Here is a 20,264-nt window from a genome sequence, read left to right as displayed (position 1 = left end):
TTCTTTTGTGGGCGTGCTATAATAAAAATGAAACCGGCAACAGCGGCTACTGTCGCCGGAGGATACCGTTCTAAAATTTGATAGACACAGGCCTTTCCTGAGGGAAGGTCTATTTTTTATTGATTTTGATGATAAGCGCAAGGAGTGTAATGATGAAGGTTCCAAACGCCAACATGGTCATCAAAGCTTCGTAAATACTCATCGCTGGCCTCACTCCCTTTCTATTACGGTCGTCCTTACCAATGGAAGGAAACGGTATCTATGTACAAGGATACCACAAAATGATTAAAATAAGAACATACGTTCGCAAAATAGATAATAGGAACTAAAAAATCCCGCCCCTTATGAGAGGGCGGGATGGGTTTATTGAGCTGTTCTTTCTTCTTTCGGAGGAGCTGTTTGTTCGTTCTGTAATCCATCGAGGCGATGAAGAAGCCCTACTCCAAAATCGTTATCAAGGACAGGGTTTTCGTTAAAGATTCCTCTGCTGGATTCGTAAGCGGAAGACCCATGTTCGGCAAAATCAAGCCCGGAAATCTCTTCTTGCCGGGAGACGCGAATGCCGATTGTGCTCTTGATAAGGAAAACAACGATGCCGGTTGCGACAACTGTCCATGCAATTACCGCGAGGATTCCTACGGCTTGGATACCCAGTAAACGGAAGCCGTCCCCGTAGAACAATCCCCCTTCAATAGAGAAGAAGCCTACAGCGAGTGTTCCCCAAATCCCGCAGATACCGTGAACGGCGATGGCTCCTACAGGATCATCCACACGAACGACGCGGTCAAGGAATTGAACAGATTCAACAAGGATGACGCCTGCGATTAAACCGATGATAACAGAACCGATTAAGGAAACGTTGGCTGCCCCTGCTGTGATACCTACAAGACCTGCCAGTGCTCCGTTCAGAGTTAAGGATGCATCGATACGCTTAAATTTCGCGTAAGAATAGAAGGCCGATCCGATGATACCTGCAGAAGCTGACAGCAGGGTGGTTGCGATGACGGAAGGTACGAGGGAAGGGTCGGCAGCAAGTGTGCTCCCTCCGTTAAATCCGAACCAGCCGAACCAAAGAATGAATACACCAAGTGCTCCTAATGGAATGTTATGACCAGGGATGACGTTCACTGTCTTTCCACTGTATTTGCCGAGTCGAGGCCCCAGGAACAGGACGGTAACAAGTGCTCCTACAGCGCCGGTCATGTGTACCACGGTAGAACCGGCGAAGTCTACGAAACCGAGCTCGGAAATCCATCCGCCGCCCCAAATCCAGTGTCCTACAACCGGGTAAATCAAACCTGTCATGAAAAGGGTAAGTATAAGATAAGAGCCTAGTTTCATGCGTTCAGCAACGGCGCCGGAAATAATGGTGGCACACGTGGCTGCGAAAACAGCTTGGAAAACGAAGAATCCGATTTGATCTTCTTGTCCGCTGAGGAGAAATCCGTCTGTACCTATGATGCCGCCACCTGAAGTTCCGAACATGATTCCGTAACCGACGATAAAGTAGAGGACGGCTGCGATGGACATTGTCATGAAGTTCTTCATGAGAATATTCAGTGCGTTTTTAGAGCGTGTGAACCCCGACTCCACCATGGCGAATCCTGCATGCATGAAGAATACAAGAAATGCTGCGATCATAATCCAGGCCATGTCGAGGGACTGCAGGACAGAGTCAGCTGTGACTGCCGTTTCTGCACTTGCGACGACAGGGAAGCCCAGGAGTGCGATAAAGAATATAGGAATAATTTTTTTCATAATCTTCTTCCTTTCTAAAATGGTTTTAGACCAGTGCTTCTTTTCCGGTTTCTCCTGTCCGGATTCGAAATACTTCATCGATGGTAGAAACGAACACTTTCCCATCGCCGACTTCGTTTGTTGCGCAGCACTCCATGATTGCGTCTATGATGGCACCTAATTCATGATTTTCCACAACCATTTCCACTTTCACTTTCGGGTAGAGCTTGATTTCAAAGCGGTTGCCGCGGAAAATTCCTTCCTGGCCTTTCTGTTGTCCGCACCCTGCCACCTCTGAGACTGTCAGTCCTTTCACCCCTAGTTCGTCGAGGTTGTGGCGTAGTGTCTGGAACGCTTCCGGCCGAATGATCGCCTCTACTTTCTTCATGAATAGTGTCCTCCTTTAGAATCATGTTAGGTTTCCTAACACTTAAGGTAATGAATAAATATAACTATAAATGAAATATTCTGAAAAATCAAGAGCGTTTTTTAGTGTTATGTAAGAAAAGTTAACATAAAAAAACCGGGCACAAGGCCCGGTCAGCTTTATAAGTCATCGAATCCGTTCGTATCGGAAACTTTCGTGTATTGTCTGGACTTCTGCTCAAAGAAATCGGATTTTCCTTCATCTACTTCCTGATAAGCGCGAATCCATTTCAATGGGTTTTTCTTATAGGAAGGGAAAGGTTTCTCTGCTCCGAGCTGTTGACACCGTTTGTTGGCCATGAAACGGATATAATCCTCTAAATCATGGATCGGAATGCCGGGGAACCTGTCACCGATGATATGATGGGCCCATTTGATTTCCAACTCGGAAGCTTCTTTGAAGGTCTCCGTGACGAAGCGGTGGTATTCTTCCTTATCCAGTTCTTCATTCTCGTTCAGTGTTTCCTTAAATATTCTTGCAAACAGGTTGACGTGGATCTGTTCGTCCCTGTTGATATAATTGATCATCGTACTTGTAGAAACCATTTTATTATTTCGTGCCAGGTTGTAGAAGAACGCGAAACCGGCATAGAAGAATAGTCCTTCTAATACGACATCATAAACGATGGAACGTAAGAAGGTATCAACAGAAGGGTCCTCATCGAAAGTTTGATATCCATCCGTGATGAACTGATTCCGCTCTAAGAGAACTTCGTCATGTTTCCAGTATTCGAATATATTTTCCTGTTCCCTTTGATCGACAAGAGTGGACAGGACATAGGAATAAGATTGGTTATGAACGACTTCCTGAAAGGCCAGGACCTGCATGAGTGCAGACAGGCTGGAATCTGTAAGGTAGTCGGCTATTTTACCTGAGTAATCGGTTTGGATAGAATCAAGAAAAGCAAGGAGACCGATGATTTTCTTGAAGGAAGCCTGTTCTTGTTCCGTAAGTTCGGGCCACTGCTTTAGATCATTGCTCATATTGATTTCGTTTGGTATCCAGAAGTTCGAAAGCATGTTCTTATACATAGGGTAAGCCCAGGCGTAACGGGTATCATCCCAGTTCAATACGTTCGAGCTTCTGCCGTTAACAATACCTGTTGAAGCATTGGGAGATTCATGATCCACCAGTTTTCTTTTGTTTATTGTGCGCATGATAGGTGTCCCTCCTTATTATGATGAACAGTATTCACAGTCGTCGTATTCGCCTTGACTGGAAGTCGATCTTGTATAATATGTCGTCTTCATCCCGCTTCGCCATGCATCCAAATGCAGGGAGAGGAGTTCTTTCGCCTGAATGGTATTTCTTACATACATATTGAAGGAAATGGCCTGATCGATGAATCGCTGGCGGATACTGTTCTGCTTGATGCTAGTATGCTGATCAATATCGTAAGCGGATTTATAATACCCGTAAGTCGTGTGATCGAGCTCTGGTGCGGTTACTGGAATCTTGTAGTCTTTCTTCTCTTCTGAGTAGAACTTTTTGAAAATCGGATCGATGCTTGCTGTGCTTCCTGCTATCAGGGAAGTGCTGGAGTTTGGAGCGACAGCGAGCAGGTACCCGTTCCGCATTCCTTGTGCCGCTACTTTATTTCTCAGCTCATTCCAGTTCCATGTGCGGTCTTGGTCAAACGATCGTTTAACAAAAAATTCCCCGGTCTGCCAGTCAGAACCTTCAAATAGAGGATAGCTTCCTTTTTCTTGAGCCAGCTCACTGCTTGCTTCTATCGCGTGATAAGCAACCGCTTCGTACACTTCCTCTGTATAGGCGAGTGCTTCTTCTGATTCCCAGGCAATCTTCTTCTTTGCAAGCAGGTGGGCCCAGCCGAAGGTTCCTAGACCTACGCCGCGATATTTATGATTGGTCAATTGCGCCTGTAGTACAGGAATGGTGTTTTGTTCAATTACGTTGTCGAGCATACGTACTTGGATTGCAATCAAACGTGGAAGCACACCGGCTGGAACCGCACGGCCCAGATTGATGCTGGAAAGGTTACACACGACGAAATCACCAGGATTATGGACGGTAATGATCTTCCCGTCTTCCACGTATTGTTCGGATTGAGTGGTAGGTCTTTGATTCTGTGCTATTTCTGTACACAGATTACTGCAATAAATCATGCCGGCATGGTTGTTTGGATTCATCCGGTTTACTTCGTCCCGATAGAACATGTATGGTGTTCCAGTCTCCAACTGTCCAACCATGATCCGTTTCATAATTTCAATGGCGGGCACAGTTTCTTTGGAAAGCTCCGGGTTCTCTACACATGCCTGGTATTTATCTCTGAAAGAGCCTTCGCCGCGTTTTTCATCGAAATAATCTTCCAGCGAAAATCCCATGACTTTGCGTACTTCGTGAGGGTCAAACAAGTACCAGTCTTCCCGATTCTCCACTGCTTCCATGAAGATGTCCGGAATGGATACGCCTGTGAACAGGTCGTGCGTCCGCTGCCGTTCATCTCCGTTGTTCAATCGGCTGTCAAGAAACGGGAAAATGTCTTTATGCCATATGTCAAGATATACAGCGACGGCACCTTGACGCTGTCCGAGCTGATCGACGCTCACGGCTGTATTGTTTAACTGCTTCATCCAAGGAAGGACGCCGGAGGAAACCCCTTTAAATCCACGGATATCACTGCCGCGGCTGCGGATTTTGCCGAGATAGACTCCGATTCCTCCTCCGTGCTTACTGAGATTGGCGATGTCTGTGTTGCTGTCGTAGATGCCCTGAAGGCTGTCATCTACCGTATCGATGAAGCAGGAGCTCAGCTGACCATAACGTTTCCCCGCATTTGCTAAAGTCGGGGTGGCTACAGTCATGTATAAATGACTCAAAGCCCAGTAGGCTTCTTTTACGAGTGCCAACCGTTTTGGTGCTTCTTCTTGTGACATTAAGACCATTGCAATGATCATAAAGCGCTCTTGAGGAAGTTCATAAACTTCTTTCTCTTTACTTCTTGCAATATATCTGTCACTCAATGTCTTCAAACCAATGTAGGTGAATTGATGGTCACGTTCAGGGGCGAGTGCTTCTTCTAATTGGTATATATCTTCCTCTGAGTAATATGTAAGCAGCTTCTCGGAATAGATGCCTTTCTTAATCAACGTGCAGATTAGACCATGAAAATCTTCATATTCCTTGTTTGTTCCGCGGTTACTGGAAGCTTCCTCATACATCTGCTCAAGCAGCATTCTGCTGGCTGCAAATGTCCAATCCGGTTCCATTTCATCGACCTCAGCCAGACACTCGAGAATAAGAGCGTGGCGCTGGTCCTGTTCCGTCATATGTTCAAAACCTAAGTTAGGAATTTTATGGATGATGCGATCCAGATCAAGCATAGGGAACTCGGTTTTCCAAGCTTCTAATCTTTCTTTCCATTGGTCTTTAATTGCTGATACGCTCATGGTTTCACTCCTTGATCTGATATCTACATATAAAATAAAAAATCCACTCCGGGAAAGGGAGTGGATGAAACCATGAAACGATGCGAGACACAAAAAAGTCCTCGTTCCATCGCTTCATCTTCTCAATCCCCGAAGAAGTTGAAACTCTGCCGAACGAAGATAGGTCTCCTGGCTGGCATCCGATCTTACTCTGGTCCTTCCCGTGCGCGGCACAGTGGAATCTTCCATTTCGCGGATGCGTACAGTTGCGGGGGCAGCTCCGGATTGGTTACCGGATTCCCTATTAAGCCTTGTGGCATCTTCTGTTCGCAAATACTATATGTAGTTGTTCAGATTAATTTTATTAGCTTATCTTGTGTTTCTATCATAACGGACAACGAAATAACATTCAAGCCTTTTCCATTCTACAACAAATACCTCCAAGCATCAAAACCCAGACACAGCGCATTGGTGTAAGGTATAATTTTATAAGAAGCATATATAAAAGAAGCGGAAAGGCGAGTGAGGAAATGGTCAAGTTCAATTGGCATAAAGAAGCAGAAAGGCAGTGGGACGACCGTGCCGGGATGTGGAGTTCAAAAAGCAAGGAAATGTGGGACGAAGGAAGTCGAAGTACGATCCTTCCCTTTCTTGAGAATCATATCCCGAAAGGAAAAGTAGCCGACCTCGGCTGTGGAGACGGCTATGGATCTTTCCGGCTTTGGCAGGAAGGATATGAGGTCACAGGGGTTGATTTGTCGAAAGACATGATTGATAAGGCGAATGCCAGAGTCAGGGAACAAGGACTTACCTTCGTCCAAGGGGATCTAACTGCTCTACCTTTCGAAGATGATTCGTTTGATAGTGCCATGGCGGTCAATTCATTGGAATGGACGGAGATTCCTTCACAGGGGCTTAATGAGATGAAGCGGATACTGAAGCTTGGGGGAAGACTTTGTATCGCACTGCTTGGTCCGACGGCAATGCCGAGGACCAACAGCTATCGCCGCTTGTTCGGGGAACAAGTCATATGCAATACGATGATGCCGTGGGAATTGAAGAAGATGGCAGAAGAGACAGGTTGGAGATCAATAGCTGGACAAGGGGTTTACAAGCGTGGTGTCGAGGACAGTCTCTTGGCTGGGCTTGAAGAAGAATTAAAGCAGGCACTTACATTCATGTGGGTATTTATTTTCGAAAAAGAATAAAACAATCCGGAGTTGCTTACCAATGCATCAAGGCGCATTGGAGCAAACTCCGGACTTTTTTTGTTGGATTAAGGATGCTCACCGCTTGTCGAACGCATGGGTGCTGTTTCCCACAAGAATTCAGCCACTATTCTGTCGACTTCCGCAAGCTCATGGAGGCCGGAGTGGGTTGCCTGAGGCTGGTAAATTCTTTCTTCGTAGTAACGGCCGAATGGAACGATGTCTTCCAGTCCGTGGACGCTTGAGGCGTGGACAAGACCATCCCAGTGCTCCTGCTCCGGGGCCTCCTTGTTGATGATTCCGGCCACCGCAAGGACGTCTACATTATCTGAGAAATGATCCTTATTCTTAACCATATCCTGGAGAGCATCAGAGTCTGGTCTCAAATCCACGGTTGCGGCCCCGTAATTGGATTCAAAATAGGAATCTTTCCGAATGCCTTTAAATGGACTGGCGATAGCAGCAACTTTCTTAACGGCAGGTACGCCGTCCGCAGGTTCGTTCAGTAAATAATTGATTGACGCTAACCCGCCCATGGAATGTCCGATAATATTTACTTGTTGAACATTGTAGCGGGAGTGAAGCTGGATCATCACGTTTTCGACCCATTTTGTTTGATTGGAAATACTGGCGCGATTATCTTCGAACAATATCTGCACGAACGGGTTCTTTGTCTGGGGGAAGCTTCCCTGGATGGAGAGGGTACCATCGTTCGCTACATAGACCGTCATCCTTTTTTTTCCCCAATTCATGGACTGCATCCGGTCCATCATGGTCTGGAAGCTCCTCGGCCCCCCTTTGAACCCGTGAATGAATAAGGTCGGTGTTACTTCTTCGCGCGGGTACGGTTCCGAGCTGCTCGATTTTGAATTGATCATCAGGATGAGCAGCCCTACAAATATAGAACCCAATGCAATATAAAGCCATTTCCAATTTTTTATTTGTAAAGTCATGGTTGTTCCTCCCGAATCCTGTCTTTCCTTCAGTGTAAAACAAGGAAGGCTTTGGATAAAACGATTTTATGCAAATTTGCGCATCCATGTGCAGAAACGGGTCTTCTTAGCTTGCCCTTAAAGAGCTGTGTCATGACCGGCGGCATATTTTTGTGTTTAGCTCTCGTTTATCGGGGAAAACTGGAAATGTATGAAAGACAGAGCAGCATATATGGAGAAGGGAGCTTGTTTGCATTGACACAAGATGAATTAAAGAGCCAGATTAAGCAGATTATGGAACAACATAAAATCGGTACGTTGGCTACCGTAAAGAATGACAAACCTCATACCCGTTACATGACATTCTGGAATGATGAACAATTCACATTCTATACTCCTACGAACAGCGACACACATAAAGCGGATGAAATTGAAGCGAATCCGAATGTCCATATTCTGATCGGCTATGAAGGCGAAGGATACGGGGATACGTACTTGGAAGTGGAAGGACAGGCGAAAATCCGTGAAGACCAGGAAATTAAAGAAGAGTTGTGGTCGGAGCGCATGAACCGTTGGTTTGATGGGAAGGATGATCCGAACTATATTGTCCTTGAAATTATGCCGGAAAGCATTCGTCTAATGAACGAAGGGGAAGATACGCCTGCAACGCTTGATTTGTAAAAGGATACAAAAAAGGAAACCTCGACTTGTTACAGTCCGGGGTTTCCTTTTTTATTTTTTCCGGATTTAAGAAGTTGGAAGTTCGTCGTAAAAGCGGCGTTCGATAGCGAAATAGTCCAATGTATTATTTGTAAGTTCTGCTAAGTGGTTCATCGCCTGCAGCAGAAAAGTCTTATCAAGCGTATAAATGACTTCTTCTTCGATATGGTCAAGCGTATCGCAGGCGAACTTCCACAGCATCTGGTGCTTAGATTCGTCGATGGATTCTGCCACCATCCCAAGACCTCTGATCAACTCCGTAATGATAAGGTGGTTGCTGCGCGCATAATGTCGTATAAATCCGAATCCCCTGTAAATATAGGATTCGAACGACTCAGACAGAAGCACTACTCTCGTCTGTTCCTCTTGGTCCATTAAATAAGGGGTGAAGGTGATGTAGTCCTCCACGGTAAGCATGAGATCGGCCATTTGATGGATCGTGTTGGTCGCTGTTTTGGGATCGTCATTTCCCAGTGCTTTAATCGCTACTTCCGCCAGTTTATGCATCCCCATCTGAATGTCCTGCAATTCCGTCTCCTTATGACCGATATGTACCATAGAACAATATTCTTTATAATCGTTGCCCGCTGCGCCGGGCCCCCAGTAGCTGAAGAGTGTATTCCCTTTCAATACATAGTCGCCGACTTGAGCGTGAAGATGGACGATAATGTTGTCTTTTCTCGCCTGTTCAATCATTTCCCGATAATCCACCAGCTGTATGTAGCCGGATACGGGTGATTTAATCTGACGGGCATCATCCTGGTATGCTTCCAACAAGTCTTCCGGGTTCTTTTTACGGTATGGTTCAAGGTCTCTATGCAGCGTTTGGTTAATCATTGTTTCTGACGTTTTTTTCATGGTGCTTGTAATGTTGTGGACCTGCATCCATGTCGTGGCATGGTTGATGAAATACACGAATGTGACGGCAGATATAAAGGTGAGCAGGACGGTAATAATCGGTACGGCTACGAAGAATTCACGTTGGGCATTTCCGATAAATAAGAAGGTAATCAATACATAGACGAAGTTGCCGTTGAAGATCCCGAGAGCATGTTGTGTCCGTTTATCCGAAACGAAGTTTAGAAGCATCCTTGGTGAAAACTGGCCGCTGAATGTCGTGAGGACGACAAGCAGGGAGTTCAATGTGAATGCGCTTAACGTCAGCATGCCCCCGATCAGCGTACTGACAAGCATGCGGGTAACTTCAGCGTTGATCTGAAATATGTTTTGAGTATATTGATTGACTTCTACGACGAGGTCAAGCGTCAGGGTGATCCCGACGACCACGAGGGACATAATGATATAGATGAACGGCATATACCATATAGCCATCTGCACCTCGTGCTTCCTCTGCCTCTTTGGCATCTGAAGATATTTTTTCAATGATATGGGAAGCATGTTGCTGAACATAACCAATCCTCCTAATTCCTTTTCCATTGCCGGGTTCCCTGAAATTATTCAGATAAAACGATTCGGAAAGAAATTGTAAAAAATTCTTTGTATCGGAAAGTCCGCTTCGATATAGTAAAGGAAAAAAGGTGAGGATGGGATGAAGATGAGATGGGTCAGGAAATCATTTGATGAGCTTAGCAAAGAGGAATTATACCGGATCTTAATGACACGGGTGGCTGTATTTGTCGTGGAGCAGGAATGCCCTTATCCGGAAGTCGACGGCAGAGATCAAGATTCTCTGCATCTGTGGCTGGAGGTGGATGGGGAGATAGCGGCATACTGCCGGATTATTTCTCCGGAAAATGTGGATGGCCATTACACGATTGGTCGTGTCCTGGTGACAGAGGACCATCGGGGGAAAGGCTATGCGAGGGCGCTGATGACGGAAGCGGTTCGTGTGTTGGAGGAAGAATGGAAAGTTGGAAGGATCTTTCTTCATGGTCAGGAACATCTGCGCCATTTCTATGGATCCTTCGGCTTTGAGGAAATATCCGACGTGTATTTGGAGGATGGAATCCCGCATGTCGATATGATAAAGCAGACAGCAGGTGGCTGAGACGTTGGCTGCCGTTTGGATAATCTGATGCGAGGGTATCATACTCCTGTGGAAATCTTGAAATGGAGTGTGAATGGAATGAGCCCTAAAACATTTACGAAACAGTTTATAAACGGACGCTGGAAGAATGGGTCCAGCGATAAATTTGTCGAAAATATTAATCCTTACACAGAACAGTCGATCGCTTCTATCCCCTCAGCAAATGAGGAAGACTTGAACGAAGCATATGAAGCTGCCTATCAAGCTCAGAAGTACTGGATGAACACAACCCCAAGGGAAAAGCAGGGCTATTTCGACCGCCTGCTGGAGGTCGTTCAAGATAGAAAAGGTGAAATAGTCGACTGGCTCGTCAAAGAATCGGGAAGTACGATGGTTAAAGCCGAGGTGGAATTTCAAGCGACTGTAGGAATTATCAGGGAATCGGCTACGTTCCCCAACCGTATGGCTGGACAGATCCTTCCGTCTAATACTCCGGGGAAAGAGAATAGGATATACCGTTCGCCTAAAGGTGTGATCGGTGTCATTGGTCCATGGAATTTCCCGCTTCATTTAGCTGTTCGTTCAATTGCGCCGGCACTTGCTACGGGAAACACAGTCGTCGTTAAACCGGCCTCTGACGCGCCGGCGACATCGGGGCTCTTGATTGCCGACCTCTTTGAAGAAGCGGGATTCCCTGAAGGAGTGATCAATGTCGTAGTAGGGCGCGGATCGGAAATCGGGGATGCGTTTGTAACACACCCTTATGCAAAATTAATTTCCTTCACTGGTTCGACAGAGGTAGGGAGCCACATAGGTGAATTGGCTGGAAAGCATATTAAAGATACGGCGTTGGAACTCGGTGGTAACAATGCAATGATCATATTAGAGGATGCGGATATCGATCGTGCGGTTCAGGCGGCGACATTCGGGAAGTTCCTGCATCAGGGTCAGATCTGTATGTCGTTAAACCGGATCATTGTTCATGAACGTGTCCATGATGAATTCGTTGAAAAGTTTAAGCAAAAGGTGGAAAGCCTGAAGGTAGGCGACCCGGGAGAAAAAGATACAGTGGTCGGTCCCTTAATTAACAGAGATGCGGTAGAACGCATTCAGAAAGATATGAACGCGAGTGTGGAGCAAGGAGCGGAAATCCTTACAGGCGGAAAAGCGGAAGGGAATGTTTTTCACCCAACTATCCTTACTGGAGTGACCAATGATATGCCGATTGCTCAAAATGAGGTGTTTGGAGCAGTGGGAGCAGTAATTAAGGCGTCTTCCGAAGAAGAAGCGATTGAAATAGCCAACGGTTCTCCCTATGGTCTCAGCGGCTCCGTCTTTACGACAGATATCCACAGAGGAGTGGAGGTTGCCAAGCAAATTGAAACCGGTATGATTCACATTAATGATCAATCAGTGAACGATGAAGCTCATGTCGCCTTTGGCGGAGAAAAAGAATCCGGGCTCGGCCGTTTTAATGGCGAGTGGGCATTGGATAAATTTACGACTGTCAAATGGATTGGTGTTATGAATGGATACCGTGAGTACCCATTTTAATAAGGAGACCCTGCGTCCGACAAAGACGCAGGGTTTTTTAGGCATGGAGAACACCGGACAGTCTGCTTTTCGGGGTATGGTAACCGATCGGAATCTGGATGAGTGTCGTCTGTTTCCGGATGTCTAATTGATAAATCGAGTCGGGAATGGGAACGTGAAATCCAAGCAGGGGGTGTCCGTTCATTCCTAAAGCGCTCGCTGCCAGTAATATTCGCTGCATCACCCTTCCGGCATGAATCAACTGCATCCGATAACCGCCTGCGTCTACATTCCTTGCTCCTGCCACATGAATGCATAAAGGCGTATGGTGAAGCGGGACGTTATGCATGGTCATCCCGGACTGCAGCATCTGGCGGAAATCGCCTTTTTCTATGGTTAGAAGAGAGTGGGAGGCAGGGTCGTATTCGTATGCTCCTGCATCTATTCTGTCAGTACCATTTATACATAAATAGATGGAAATGGATGATACATCCGGAAGAGTGGACTGTTTCAAAAGGGCCGCTATTTTCCCGGCATCCATTGATCTATCTATAAAGTCCCCTTCGGGCGAGCAGCGGTTCATACATGCATCTCTGAAGGAAGAGGTGGTGGCGCGCGACTCAGAGAGTGGATAAATGTCTTTACCATATTTTTCTTGCTGCGGTACGGATGCATTGGTACGGAAGAGGGAAGAGGAAGATAGAACGGCTGCTTCATGGAGCTGGAGGATATCCTGGTGTGGTTTTATATGTTTCGACCGTTGGTAACACGTTGTCTGCACCGCTGGGATTTCCTCGATTAGAGATGCACCTGTAAGCTCTTCCTTCCCAGTTGCAGCAGGTATCTCTTGTTCCGATAACGCCAGGATGCCCAGCGTCGTTTCTTCCAGACGATTGAGGCCGAGCAGGTGATCAGCTGCCTTATGAAGGAACGAAAGATGGACATGTGAATGCAAGCCGAATTGACGTGCTGTTTCCTCTGTCTGGCTGATTACTGCCCCCGCATCCAAGCCTTGCAGCCGGAATGAGAAGTTATGGTATTTAAAGAAATTCTTCCAATATACCGTTGTGATGAAACATACGGCTTTGCATGAAGAAACATCCAGACGAAGTCCAAGGGTTTTCGTTATATAGTCATCGAAGTTTCCTTCTCTTATTAATACGAGACGATGATGGGCGGCATCATAATGGTAGACGCCTTGTGCAAAAGGCGTCTCTTTTACATAAAGATACAGCTCGCTCGGATACAGTCCTCCTCCTGAAGGTGCGAAGCGGCGAAGCGAAGGGAAGGATGTAGATGTCTTCTCCTCCGAGTCTGCCGGCGTCGCCGTGTGGGCAAACTGGGTGAGTCCATATGCGAACCAAAGAAAATGGCCGATCCATTCCGCCCCTTCTAATTTCCTTCTGCCTAGAGGGCTTGGGTTCAAAGGGATATGGTGATCCAGTAAGAAGGATGGCAGTTCTTTATACAGTTTGTAGGGAAGGGGGGCATCTTCCCAATCTACCTCCCAGTCGGAAGGGATGACCGCCTGGCTTTGAAAATGGAGACGGTACAGAAAGGACTCGGGGTGCATAGAAGCTCCTCCTGTCGATTGCTAAGGAAATGGATGTGGATGAGGATTCAGTTCCTCCAATCTTAATTTTCTTTCTTTGTATCCCAAGGCTTTCGGTACTTCTAATACTCGTTTCAAACCAGTGATTCTTCTGAGGTGATGGCCGAATGTCATTGGGAGCGCCCCTGGTATGATTACTTTTACACAATGAAGCCCGTTTTTTCGTATTTCTTCCGTTGTTTGATCCACAACGATGACATCTAAATCGTTAAGGTGCAGACGTTGCAGGACATCCATCAGGTCCTCTTTCAAGTCCTCCCGGCGGGGCGGAGGGGAGTAACATTCGCTGAATGTATGACCTGGAAATTTTTGCTGGAGCAGAAAATCCAGCCGTTTTTCTGCTTCTTTCAACCCATAAAGCATGCCGTGGTCATCCATACTTCTAACCAATGCATCATCATGGAGCATCGGCATATAGGATGCTTTATTCCGGCGGAATATTTTGTTCAACGGTTCGATCATTCCTGCACTTTCAAACAATGCCCCTTTAATGGCTTTGATCGGATCAAGGTGTGCACCGCCGGCACATAGGAGATTCAGTCGCTCCTCCTTTTGATTTCGATTCTTAATGATTGTAAATACACTCGGAATTCCATGCTCCATCGTTGCGTCATAGAGGTGGAGATCATAACCCGAAATCTCTTCTAATCGCAGCAGCATCCATTGTAATTCCTGATCAGGTATAGTGGAGGGATCTATCCTCTTAAGTGGAAGCCTGGCATACCAGGAGAGGAGGAAAGAATCTCTCTCCAGTACTTCCATGATTCCGTAAAAAATCGCTTCCTCTCTGCTTCCCCCGATCGCGCAGCCGTTGGATGTTTCAAAGACAAATCCATCTCCGCAGCCGGTGCTGTAATAGGCGAGCCTTTCCGGAACCAATACGGGCTCCTTGCGAAGGAAGGAATACCCCCATACCCAGTTCGTTTTCCGTTCAGGATCGAAAGGAGTGAACGGGTGGTTTTCTGTTTCATAATCTTCTGCGGCGTGCACCCCTAATGAAAATGGATGGACTGCGGAAGGAAGGTTCTGAAAGCAATCGTAAACCGTCGTTCTTTTTCCTTTTGGATCTGTTCCGCAGAATCGTTCCAGTCCCTCAAGAATCGCTGTATTCTCACTCATTTGAAAGGAATTGGTTCTTCCTGCCGACCCTTCATCTGCGTGTGGAAGAGGCAGGTTGACGATGACATCGGAAAACGGTGTGTCAAGCTCTATCATTCTACTGTTAAGTAAGCCGGTCTGAGTATCCAGGTAATCATTTGAAAGGGATCGGCTGAGTTCTTCCATCGTCTTCGTCCGAAAGGTGGTGCTCGATATTTTTCTGTTTGATTGTATGTCGATTTTTGCAGTCTCCCTGTCGTCAACCGGAACCGTGCCGCAGACGAAGCAATTCGAATCCGGAAGAACATAATGCAAAGAACGCTTCATTGTTTGGGTGGAAAACAAGGCAATATGGTCTGTGGTGCGTAACGGTCTGTCTTCCGCCCATGCTCTAACCTCTTCTATCAGCATAATGGCCATGCTCCTGATACGGAACGGATCCGGGCATTCTTCGGTAGTTCTTCCCGTTTCAACAAGAAAATGCTGTATAGAAGAGAGGTCTCTTCGATGATTAGAAGCCATACGCCGGCGGTAATCGGCACATTGAGAGCATCCTTTTCTCTCCGGCTGAACGAATGGACCGATTATACCTTCTCCGAAGGAAAAAAAGGAACGCACCCATGGAATGTGGTTTTCTCTTGCGGCTTTCTCTGCCTGAAGATGCAGTCTTGGATTCCAGTGGTCATCCGCAAGAATCAATAAGTCTGTTTCCTGTGTCCAATTCTCCTGCCAGGAAGACATATACAGAAGATCATTCGGAAGGTTCCATTCTTCCTGAATACACCCCGCCAACCTTCCATTTCCAATAAGGGTAACCGATGGAGTCATGTCTTCTCCTCCTTCTCTACAACGCCGCAGACGGCTACGACTCCGTCTTCGGTAAACGGAGAAGCATGGACTTCTACGAATTCCAGTTTTTTTCCGTTCTTCTCCAAGCTTTGGTTTACTTGATCAATTAAAACTTTCTCTTCATGGATAGACGGAATATTTACGGAAATGGTTGATGCAGCGGTTATTTGTTCGTAAGTACCCTTAGGGGGACGTATGTCTTCGCACAAGGCGAGTTTGCCCGCTTCCCGTATGGCCAGTGTCAGGTTTGCGCCGCTGCACCCATGCCAGGCACCTCTTTTGGATTTCTGCCAAATGACAGGAAAACCGGCTTCGCTTTCACTCAATATCCATTCCATTTCCGGACGGACCATTTGTAAAGCTCTCAAGTAGTAACGACATTCCGGATCGCTTACATCGTCGAAAACCAAGTATTCTCCTCGTTTACGGAACGTCTGCTTCTGAAGCCAGTAATGCACAGCGCGCAGGGATGCTTCGTGTATCGAGCCGCCCGCTCCGATCGACATCTGCTCTCCTTGAGACTGCATGGAGTGGAGATACCGTTCAATTCCTGCAAGCCCCGCCTCACACCTTGCCTCTTCATGGGTTAAGGCTGCGACATTCACCGCTGGAAGAAGGGCGGGGAAATCGCTGCCGGCACTTTTCACCTGAATGGTACAGCGCGATAAAGGAAGCTGCTCTGCGTCCCCTTCCTCCCAATAATGAAAGATCCCAAGAGGGGATTCTGCTAAGGATTGAAAATAAAGAAGCAGATCTTTCGTTTCTGTCCTGGTGGTCGGCGTTTTCCTCATGATTTTCGAGTGCATCATACGGGGGAGCGGCTTACAGGAGTGCCAGTCACCTTCCAGCGTTTCTTTATCAAGGATATAGAAATAGTTCGAATGATAAGGCTCGTTAATGCCTGCTTCATGCTTGAACCATTCAAAGACCAGGGAATGGGCAAGGAGTCCATCCGTCACGCCAGAGAACGGTGGGGAATTGTCGCTGACCCAATCCGCCGGGAGGTGTTTCCAAATCGATGTCCATCCTCCGTCTTCAGAGTGGATGACGGGTCCGGCCATCGCTTTCCTTCCTAAATCAATCAAGGCAAAGAATGGAGTTTCATGTTCACAACAGAACTTATAGATGGATTCGCATTTTTCGCGCTCTTGGGCAGCACCGGCAAACAAAACGGCATCAACGTCATGGATGAACTTTTTCCAGCTGCCCGTTTGAGAGAAGGAAATCTGCAGGTTTATGTCCGGATCGTTAGCTGCTTCCCTGGTTCCGAGCTCTTTCATTTTCGAGAACTCCTTCTGATTCTTTTCGGTCATATGGACATGGATGGACGTCAATCCGGATTGCAGCAGGGCGGTAGTAAGGGTAGTGGCTTTGCGCCCCTCTGCAAGGATAAGTACGCGCTTCCTTCGCCATTGTTCCATGTGCCATCCCGGGGAATCTGCACGAGTCTCCAAATACTCCAGCTGTGAGCCGAATTTTTTTGCTGCGTGAACAGGCAGATGGTGAGATTTGTCCGATGCCGTGTCCCGTAGAAACCCATTGTGGAAAAGGGTGGAGGTGATGTCGTGGATTCGCTGTGCATACGCCTCAGGAAGGCCTTCCATCAGGCTCTTCAGGGTGTGTTCCCCCGTGTACATGGGAACCAGTTTATCGATCCAGGTCGTGATGCTTACCCCTTCCATACGAAATGATCCATTATTGTTACGGAAATACATAATGTCTTCGGATTCCGGCATATAAAAGGTCCCTTTTTTCAGTTTCGGCCGCATCGACGGTGCTAATTGAGTCATTCTCCTCCTCCTCGTCCGTAAACCATACTCCATTTTGATTCTATGTAGAGCTGTTTGTCTCTTATGAATAGAAAAAACCCCTGCACCGAACACAGCAGGGGTCGATCAATCTCATCTCCTTAACGGCCGCATCTTGCGCATCCGCCACAACGGGCGCATCCACCGCACCCGCCGCATCTTGCACAACCGGCACAACCTCCGCATCCGCCACAACCACCACAACCAGCACATCGGAAGCAGTTAAAGCATCCGAAACAACCGAATACACACAAGCGGGCGTCGTTGCCGTACACATTTGCCTGATCGTTTGGTGTTAATGGTTGAGCACGGTATTCCCCGACGTTCAAGTTCTGCAGGTCATTCTTGAAATGATTCATGTCCGTCCCCTCCTTCAAGGATTGTTCCAGCGAAAGAATCATCGCTTCCTCCACAAGTTATGAAAAAGGGTTGGGCAACGTTCCTCAAAGGATTTCAAACATGTTTTGTCGAATAATTGGTTAACGTAAGAAAGATAAGGGAATGGTTGAGCATAAGTAGAAATTGGAGGGTGGGCAAGATGGAAGGTGTGACGGAAAGTGAAAAAGTGGGCTGCAGGACGGAATATGCGACACTTAAGAAAGTACTTGTTTGCAAACCGGCTTATATGAAAATTGGAGAGGTCATTAACGAAACGCAGAAGCACTATGGTGACGTTGGTATCGATACCAGCATTGCTTTAAAGCAGCATGAAGCGTTTGTCCGTGTTCTGCAGGACTTCGGTGTAGAAGTGTTGGAAATGCCAGCAGAACACCGGCTGAATGAGCAGGTGTTTACAAGAGATATTGCCTTTACCATTCACGACAGGCTTTTCATCGCCTCCATGAAACAGGCCGTAAGAAGAGGCGAAACCGAAGCGTTATCGAAGTGGCTTACACAAGAAGGTATCCCTGCAGAAAGGCCGTTGTCGTCCTCTATTGAAGGCGGAGACGTCATCATCGACGAGGATACGATCTGGGTGGGGATAAGCGGGAGGACGAGCGAAGAAGGGGCGAGTGAACTGGCCGCCCGCCTTCCGGATTATCGCATGGAGCCGCTCTGCCTGCAGGAAGACATCCTTCATCTGGACTGTGTTTTTAATATCATAAGCCCTGAGACAGCGATCATTTATCCTCCCGCATTCACGAAAGAAGGACTGGAGAAGATCAAGTCACGCTTTCGACTGATACCTGTTACAAAGAAAGAGCAGTTCTATATGGGACCGAATGTGCTTTCCATCGGAGAAGGACGAGTAATCAGTCTTCCTCAAAACGATCGGTTGAACGGGGTCCTGCAGTCGGAAGGCTTTGAAGTCGTCCCGGTCGATTTTTCAGAGATCATTAAATCCGGCGGGTCTTTCCGATGCTGCTCGATGCCGCTGCAGCGACAATAAAAAGACGAGCGCTCCATATAAGCGCTCGTCTTTTTTTATGCTTCCGTGGAGGAAAGGAATTCCTCGAATCGGCGGACAGATTCCTGAAGCTTCTCTTCGGAATTGTTGAGTCCGATCCGTACGTATCCTTCCCCGTGAGTACCGAATCCGACCCCGGGAGCTACGAACAACCCGACTTTTTGTAAAAGGGCATCTGCAAAAGATTGGGAGTCGTATCCTTCCGGGACTTTGAGCCATACGAAGAAAGACCCTTTGCACGGCATGACGTTGTATCCAGCTTCTTTTAAACCGGTAACGAGGAGGTCACGTCGCTCTTCATACGTATCTCTCAGTTCATGGACGCACGCCTGGGAGCTGAGTAGAGCGGTGGCGGATGCTTCCTGTAAGGCACCGAATAAGCTGCAGAAGTAGTGATCCTGAATCAGCTCAAGCGCTTCGATGACACTTGGATTGCCTACAGCGAACCCGACACGCCACCCGGCCATGTTATAGGTTTTGGACATGGTATATACTTCGACTCCGACGTTCTTGGCACCATCGACTTCCATGAAGCTGAGAGGTTTCTTTCCGTCGAATCCAATCGCCCCGTAGGCGAAGTCGTGGATGACACAGACATCGTTTTTCTCAGCTTCCGCAATGGTCCGTTCGAAAAATTCACGATCGGCGATCGCACCGGTCGGGTTATTAGGGTAATTGAGGAACATCATTTTCGCTTTTTGGAAGCTCTCTTCATCGATCTGGTCGTAATCCGGGAGAAAATCGTTCTCTTCCAGAAGGGGCATGGACTTCATTTCCGCGCCGACCATTTCAATTCCTGACCAATAATCCGGGTACCCGGGATCTGGAACCAGCGCGATATCACCCGGATCAAGTAAACATTGGCATAATTCCACCAGGCCGGTTTTACTGGCAGGGAGGATGGCTACCTCTGTCTTTGGATCGATATCGACCCCGTACTCCCGCTGATAGTACTCGGAGACGGCGTTTTTCAGGAAATCGAAACCGTGGAAGGGTGGATATTTGTGATATTCCGGATTTTCAGAAGCTTGCTGGAGCGATTCTACGATATGATTCGGGGTCGGCTGGTCTGGGTTTCCCTGTCCCAAGTTAAGGACCTCCATGGTCGCTTCTTTCTCAAATGCGGCCAGTTTATCGATCAGTGTAGCGAAGAATTGGTCAGGAAGACGCTTTAACGCTTTGGATTGCGGGAATTGTTTCATAGGTATCACCTCGGTTAGTTGTTGGAAAAGTCGAACAAAAAAACATTAAAGATAGTGTAACATGATGATGACGCGTGTGGGAACAATAGGTGCAAAGAATAGGAAAGCAGATAAGGATGAGGTGAAAGCAGATGAAGTTACTGATCATCGGAGGAGATGCTGCGGGGATGAGTGCAGCGATGCAGATAGTACGCAATAGTGAAGGTCATGAAATCATCGTGTTTGAGAGAGGAGAAATAACGTCCTACGGTCAGTGCGGCCTGCCTTATGTACTGAGTGGAGACGTGGACGATGCGGAAGACTTAATCGCACGTGACCCGGAGACGTTTCGGTCTAAATACGGAATCGACGTGC

General features: G+C 47.2%; 18 protein-coding genes and 1 riboswitch. Of the genes, 6 read left to right on the top strand and 12 right to left on the bottom strand.

Annotated features, from left to right (window positions below; translation table 11 throughout):
* Positions 1–109 precede the first annotated feature (109 nt).
* From D479_RS20210 to D479_RS09520, 5 genes are all read right to left on the bottom strand, one after another.
* On the bottom strand, positions 110–202 hold the full coding sequence (locus D479_RS20210) for a putative holin-like toxin (protein WP_008636312.1): 93 nt from the start codon (positions 200–202) through the stop codon (positions 110–112).
* Positions 203–363: 161 nt separating this feature from the next.
* Positions 364–1,761: an ammonium transporter gene (locus D479_RS09535; RefSeq protein WP_236096551.1), complete on the bottom strand. Its 1,398-nt coding sequence runs from the start codon at positions 1,759–1,761 to the stop codon at positions 364–366.
* Between the two features lie 22 nt (positions 1,762–1,783).
* On the bottom strand, positions 1,784–2,125 hold the full coding sequence (locus D479_RS09530; protein WP_008636308.1) for a P-II family nitrogen regulator: 342 nt from the start codon (positions 2,123–2,125) through the stop codon (positions 1,784–1,786).
* 158 nt (positions 2,126–2,283) lie between these two features.
* Complete coding sequence (locus D479_RS09525; protein ID WP_008636306.1) at positions 2,284–3,321, bottom strand: ribonucleotide-diphosphate reductase subunit beta; 1,038 nt, start codon at positions 3,319–3,321, stop codon at positions 2,284–2,286.
* Between the two features lie 18 nt (positions 3,322–3,339).
* On the bottom strand, positions 3,340–5,574 hold the full coding sequence (locus tag D479_RS09520; protein WP_008636304.1) for a ribonucleoside-diphosphate reductase subunit alpha: 2,235 nt from the start codon (positions 5,572–5,574) through the stop codon (positions 3,340–3,342).
* Between the two features lie 140 nt (positions 5,575–5,714).
* Positions 5,715–5,892, bottom strand: a riboswitch (cobalamin riboswitch).
* A gap of 191 nt (positions 5,893–6,083) precedes the next feature.
* Here D479_RS09520 and D479_RS09515 point away from each other — a divergent pair.
* Positions 6,084–6,761 carry a class I SAM-dependent methyltransferase gene (locus D479_RS09515; RefSeq protein WP_008636302.1) on the top strand — a complete coding sequence of 226 codons (678 nt, stop codon included), beginning with the start codon at positions 6,084–6,086 and terminating at the stop codon, positions 6,759–6,761.
* A gap of 68 nt (positions 6,762–6,829) precedes the next feature.
* Here the strand turns inward: D479_RS09515 and D479_RS09510 are convergent, their stop codons facing one another.
* Positions 6,830–7,714, bottom strand: coding sequence for an alpha/beta fold hydrolase (locus D479_RS09510; protein ID WP_008636283.1), 885 nt, complete (start codon positions 7,712–7,714; stop codon positions 6,830–6,832).
* A gap of 234 nt (positions 7,715–7,948) precedes the next feature.
* Between D479_RS09510 and D479_RS09505 the strand changes: the two genes are divergently transcribed.
* The gene (locus D479_RS09505; protein ID WP_008636282.1) at positions 7,949–8,374 is read left to right on the top strand and encodes a pyridoxamine 5'-phosphate oxidase family protein; all 426 of its coding nucleotides are present in this window, start codon (positions 7,949–7,951) and stop codon (positions 8,372–8,374) included.
* Between the two features lie 66 nt (positions 8,375–8,440).
* On the opposite strand, the gene D479_RS09500 is transcribed toward D479_RS09505, so the two are convergent.
* Positions 8,441–9,823: a DUF2254 domain-containing protein gene (locus D479_RS09500; protein ID WP_008636281.1), complete on the bottom strand. Its 1,383-nt coding sequence runs from the start codon at positions 9,821–9,823 to the stop codon at positions 8,441–8,443.
* A gap of 139 nt (positions 9,824–9,962) precedes the next feature.
* Here D479_RS09500 and D479_RS09495 point away from each other — a divergent pair, with 139 nt between their 5' ends.
* Together D479_RS09495 and D479_RS09490 are read left to right on the top strand one after the other, a co-directional pair.
* Complete coding sequence (locus D479_RS09495) at positions 9,963–10,421, top strand: GNAT family N-acetyltransferase (protein ID WP_008636280.1); 459 nt, start codon at positions 9,963–9,965, stop codon at positions 10,419–10,421.
* Positions 10,422–10,499: 78 nt separating this feature from the next.
* Positions 10,500–11,954, top strand: a complete 1,455-nt coding sequence (locus D479_RS09490) for an aldehyde dehydrogenase family protein (protein ID WP_008636279.1) — start codon at positions 10,500–10,502, stop codon at positions 11,952–11,954.
* A gap of 37 nt (positions 11,955–11,991) precedes the next feature.
* On the opposite strand, the gene D479_RS09485 is transcribed toward D479_RS09490, so the two are convergent.
* The 4 genes from D479_RS09485 to D479_RS20205 all read right to left on the bottom strand — a co-directional run bounded on the left by D479_RS09485 (position 11,992) and on the right by D479_RS20205 (position 17,659).
* Positions 11,992–13,506, bottom strand: a complete 1,515-nt coding sequence (locus D479_RS09485) for a SagB family peptide dehydrogenase (RefSeq protein ID WP_008636270.1) — start codon at positions 13,504–13,506, stop codon at positions 11,992–11,994.
* A gap of 21 nt (positions 13,507–13,527) precedes the next feature.
* Positions 13,528–15,471: a TOMM precursor leader peptide-binding protein gene (locus D479_RS09480; protein WP_008636269.1), complete on the bottom strand. Its 1,944-nt coding sequence runs from the start codon at positions 15,469–15,471 to the stop codon at positions 13,528–13,530.
* On the bottom strand, positions 15,468–17,282 hold the full coding sequence (locus tag D479_RS09475) for a hypothetical protein (protein WP_008636268.1): 1,815 nt from the start codon (positions 17,280–17,282) through the stop codon (positions 15,468–15,470). The genes D479_RS09480 and D479_RS09475 overlap by 4 nt, the downstream gene beginning before the upstream one ends.
* A 119-nt stretch (positions 17,283–17,401) precedes the next feature.
* On the bottom strand, positions 17,402–17,659 hold the full coding sequence (locus D479_RS20205) for a heterocycloanthracin/sonorensin family bacteriocin (RefSeq protein ID WP_081594805.1): 258 nt from the start codon (positions 17,657–17,659) through the stop codon (positions 17,402–17,404).
* Between the two features lie 179 nt (positions 17,660–17,838).
* Between D479_RS20205 and D479_RS09470 the strand changes: the two genes are divergently transcribed.
* Positions 17,839–18,690, top strand: a complete 852-nt coding sequence (locus D479_RS09470; protein ID WP_008636267.1) for an arginine deiminase family protein — start codon at positions 17,839–17,841, stop codon at positions 18,688–18,690.
* 35 nt (positions 18,691–18,725) lie between these two features.
* On the opposite strand, the gene D479_RS09465 is transcribed toward D479_RS09470, so the two are convergent.
* Positions 18,726–19,910 (bottom strand): pyridoxal phosphate-dependent aminotransferase, encoded by a 1,185-nt coding sequence (locus tag D479_RS09465; protein ID WP_008636266.1) that lies wholly within the window; start codon positions 19,908–19,910, stop codon positions 18,726–18,728.
* Between the two features lie 131 nt (positions 19,911–20,041).
* Between D479_RS09465 and D479_RS09460 the strand changes: the two genes are divergently transcribed.
* Positions 20,042–20,264: FAD-dependent oxidoreductase (locus D479_RS09460; RefSeq protein ID WP_008636265.1), on the top strand; the 223-nt coding region annotated here is incomplete at its 3' end.

The organism is Halobacillus sp. BAB-2008 (assembly GCF_000328325.1).
Taxonomy (GTDB): domain Bacteria; phylum Bacillota; class Bacilli; order Bacillales; family Halobacillaceae; genus Halobacillus.
The sequence above is the reverse complement of the archived record's forward strand: the minus strand, read 5'-3'. Positions and strand labels throughout refer to the sequence as shown.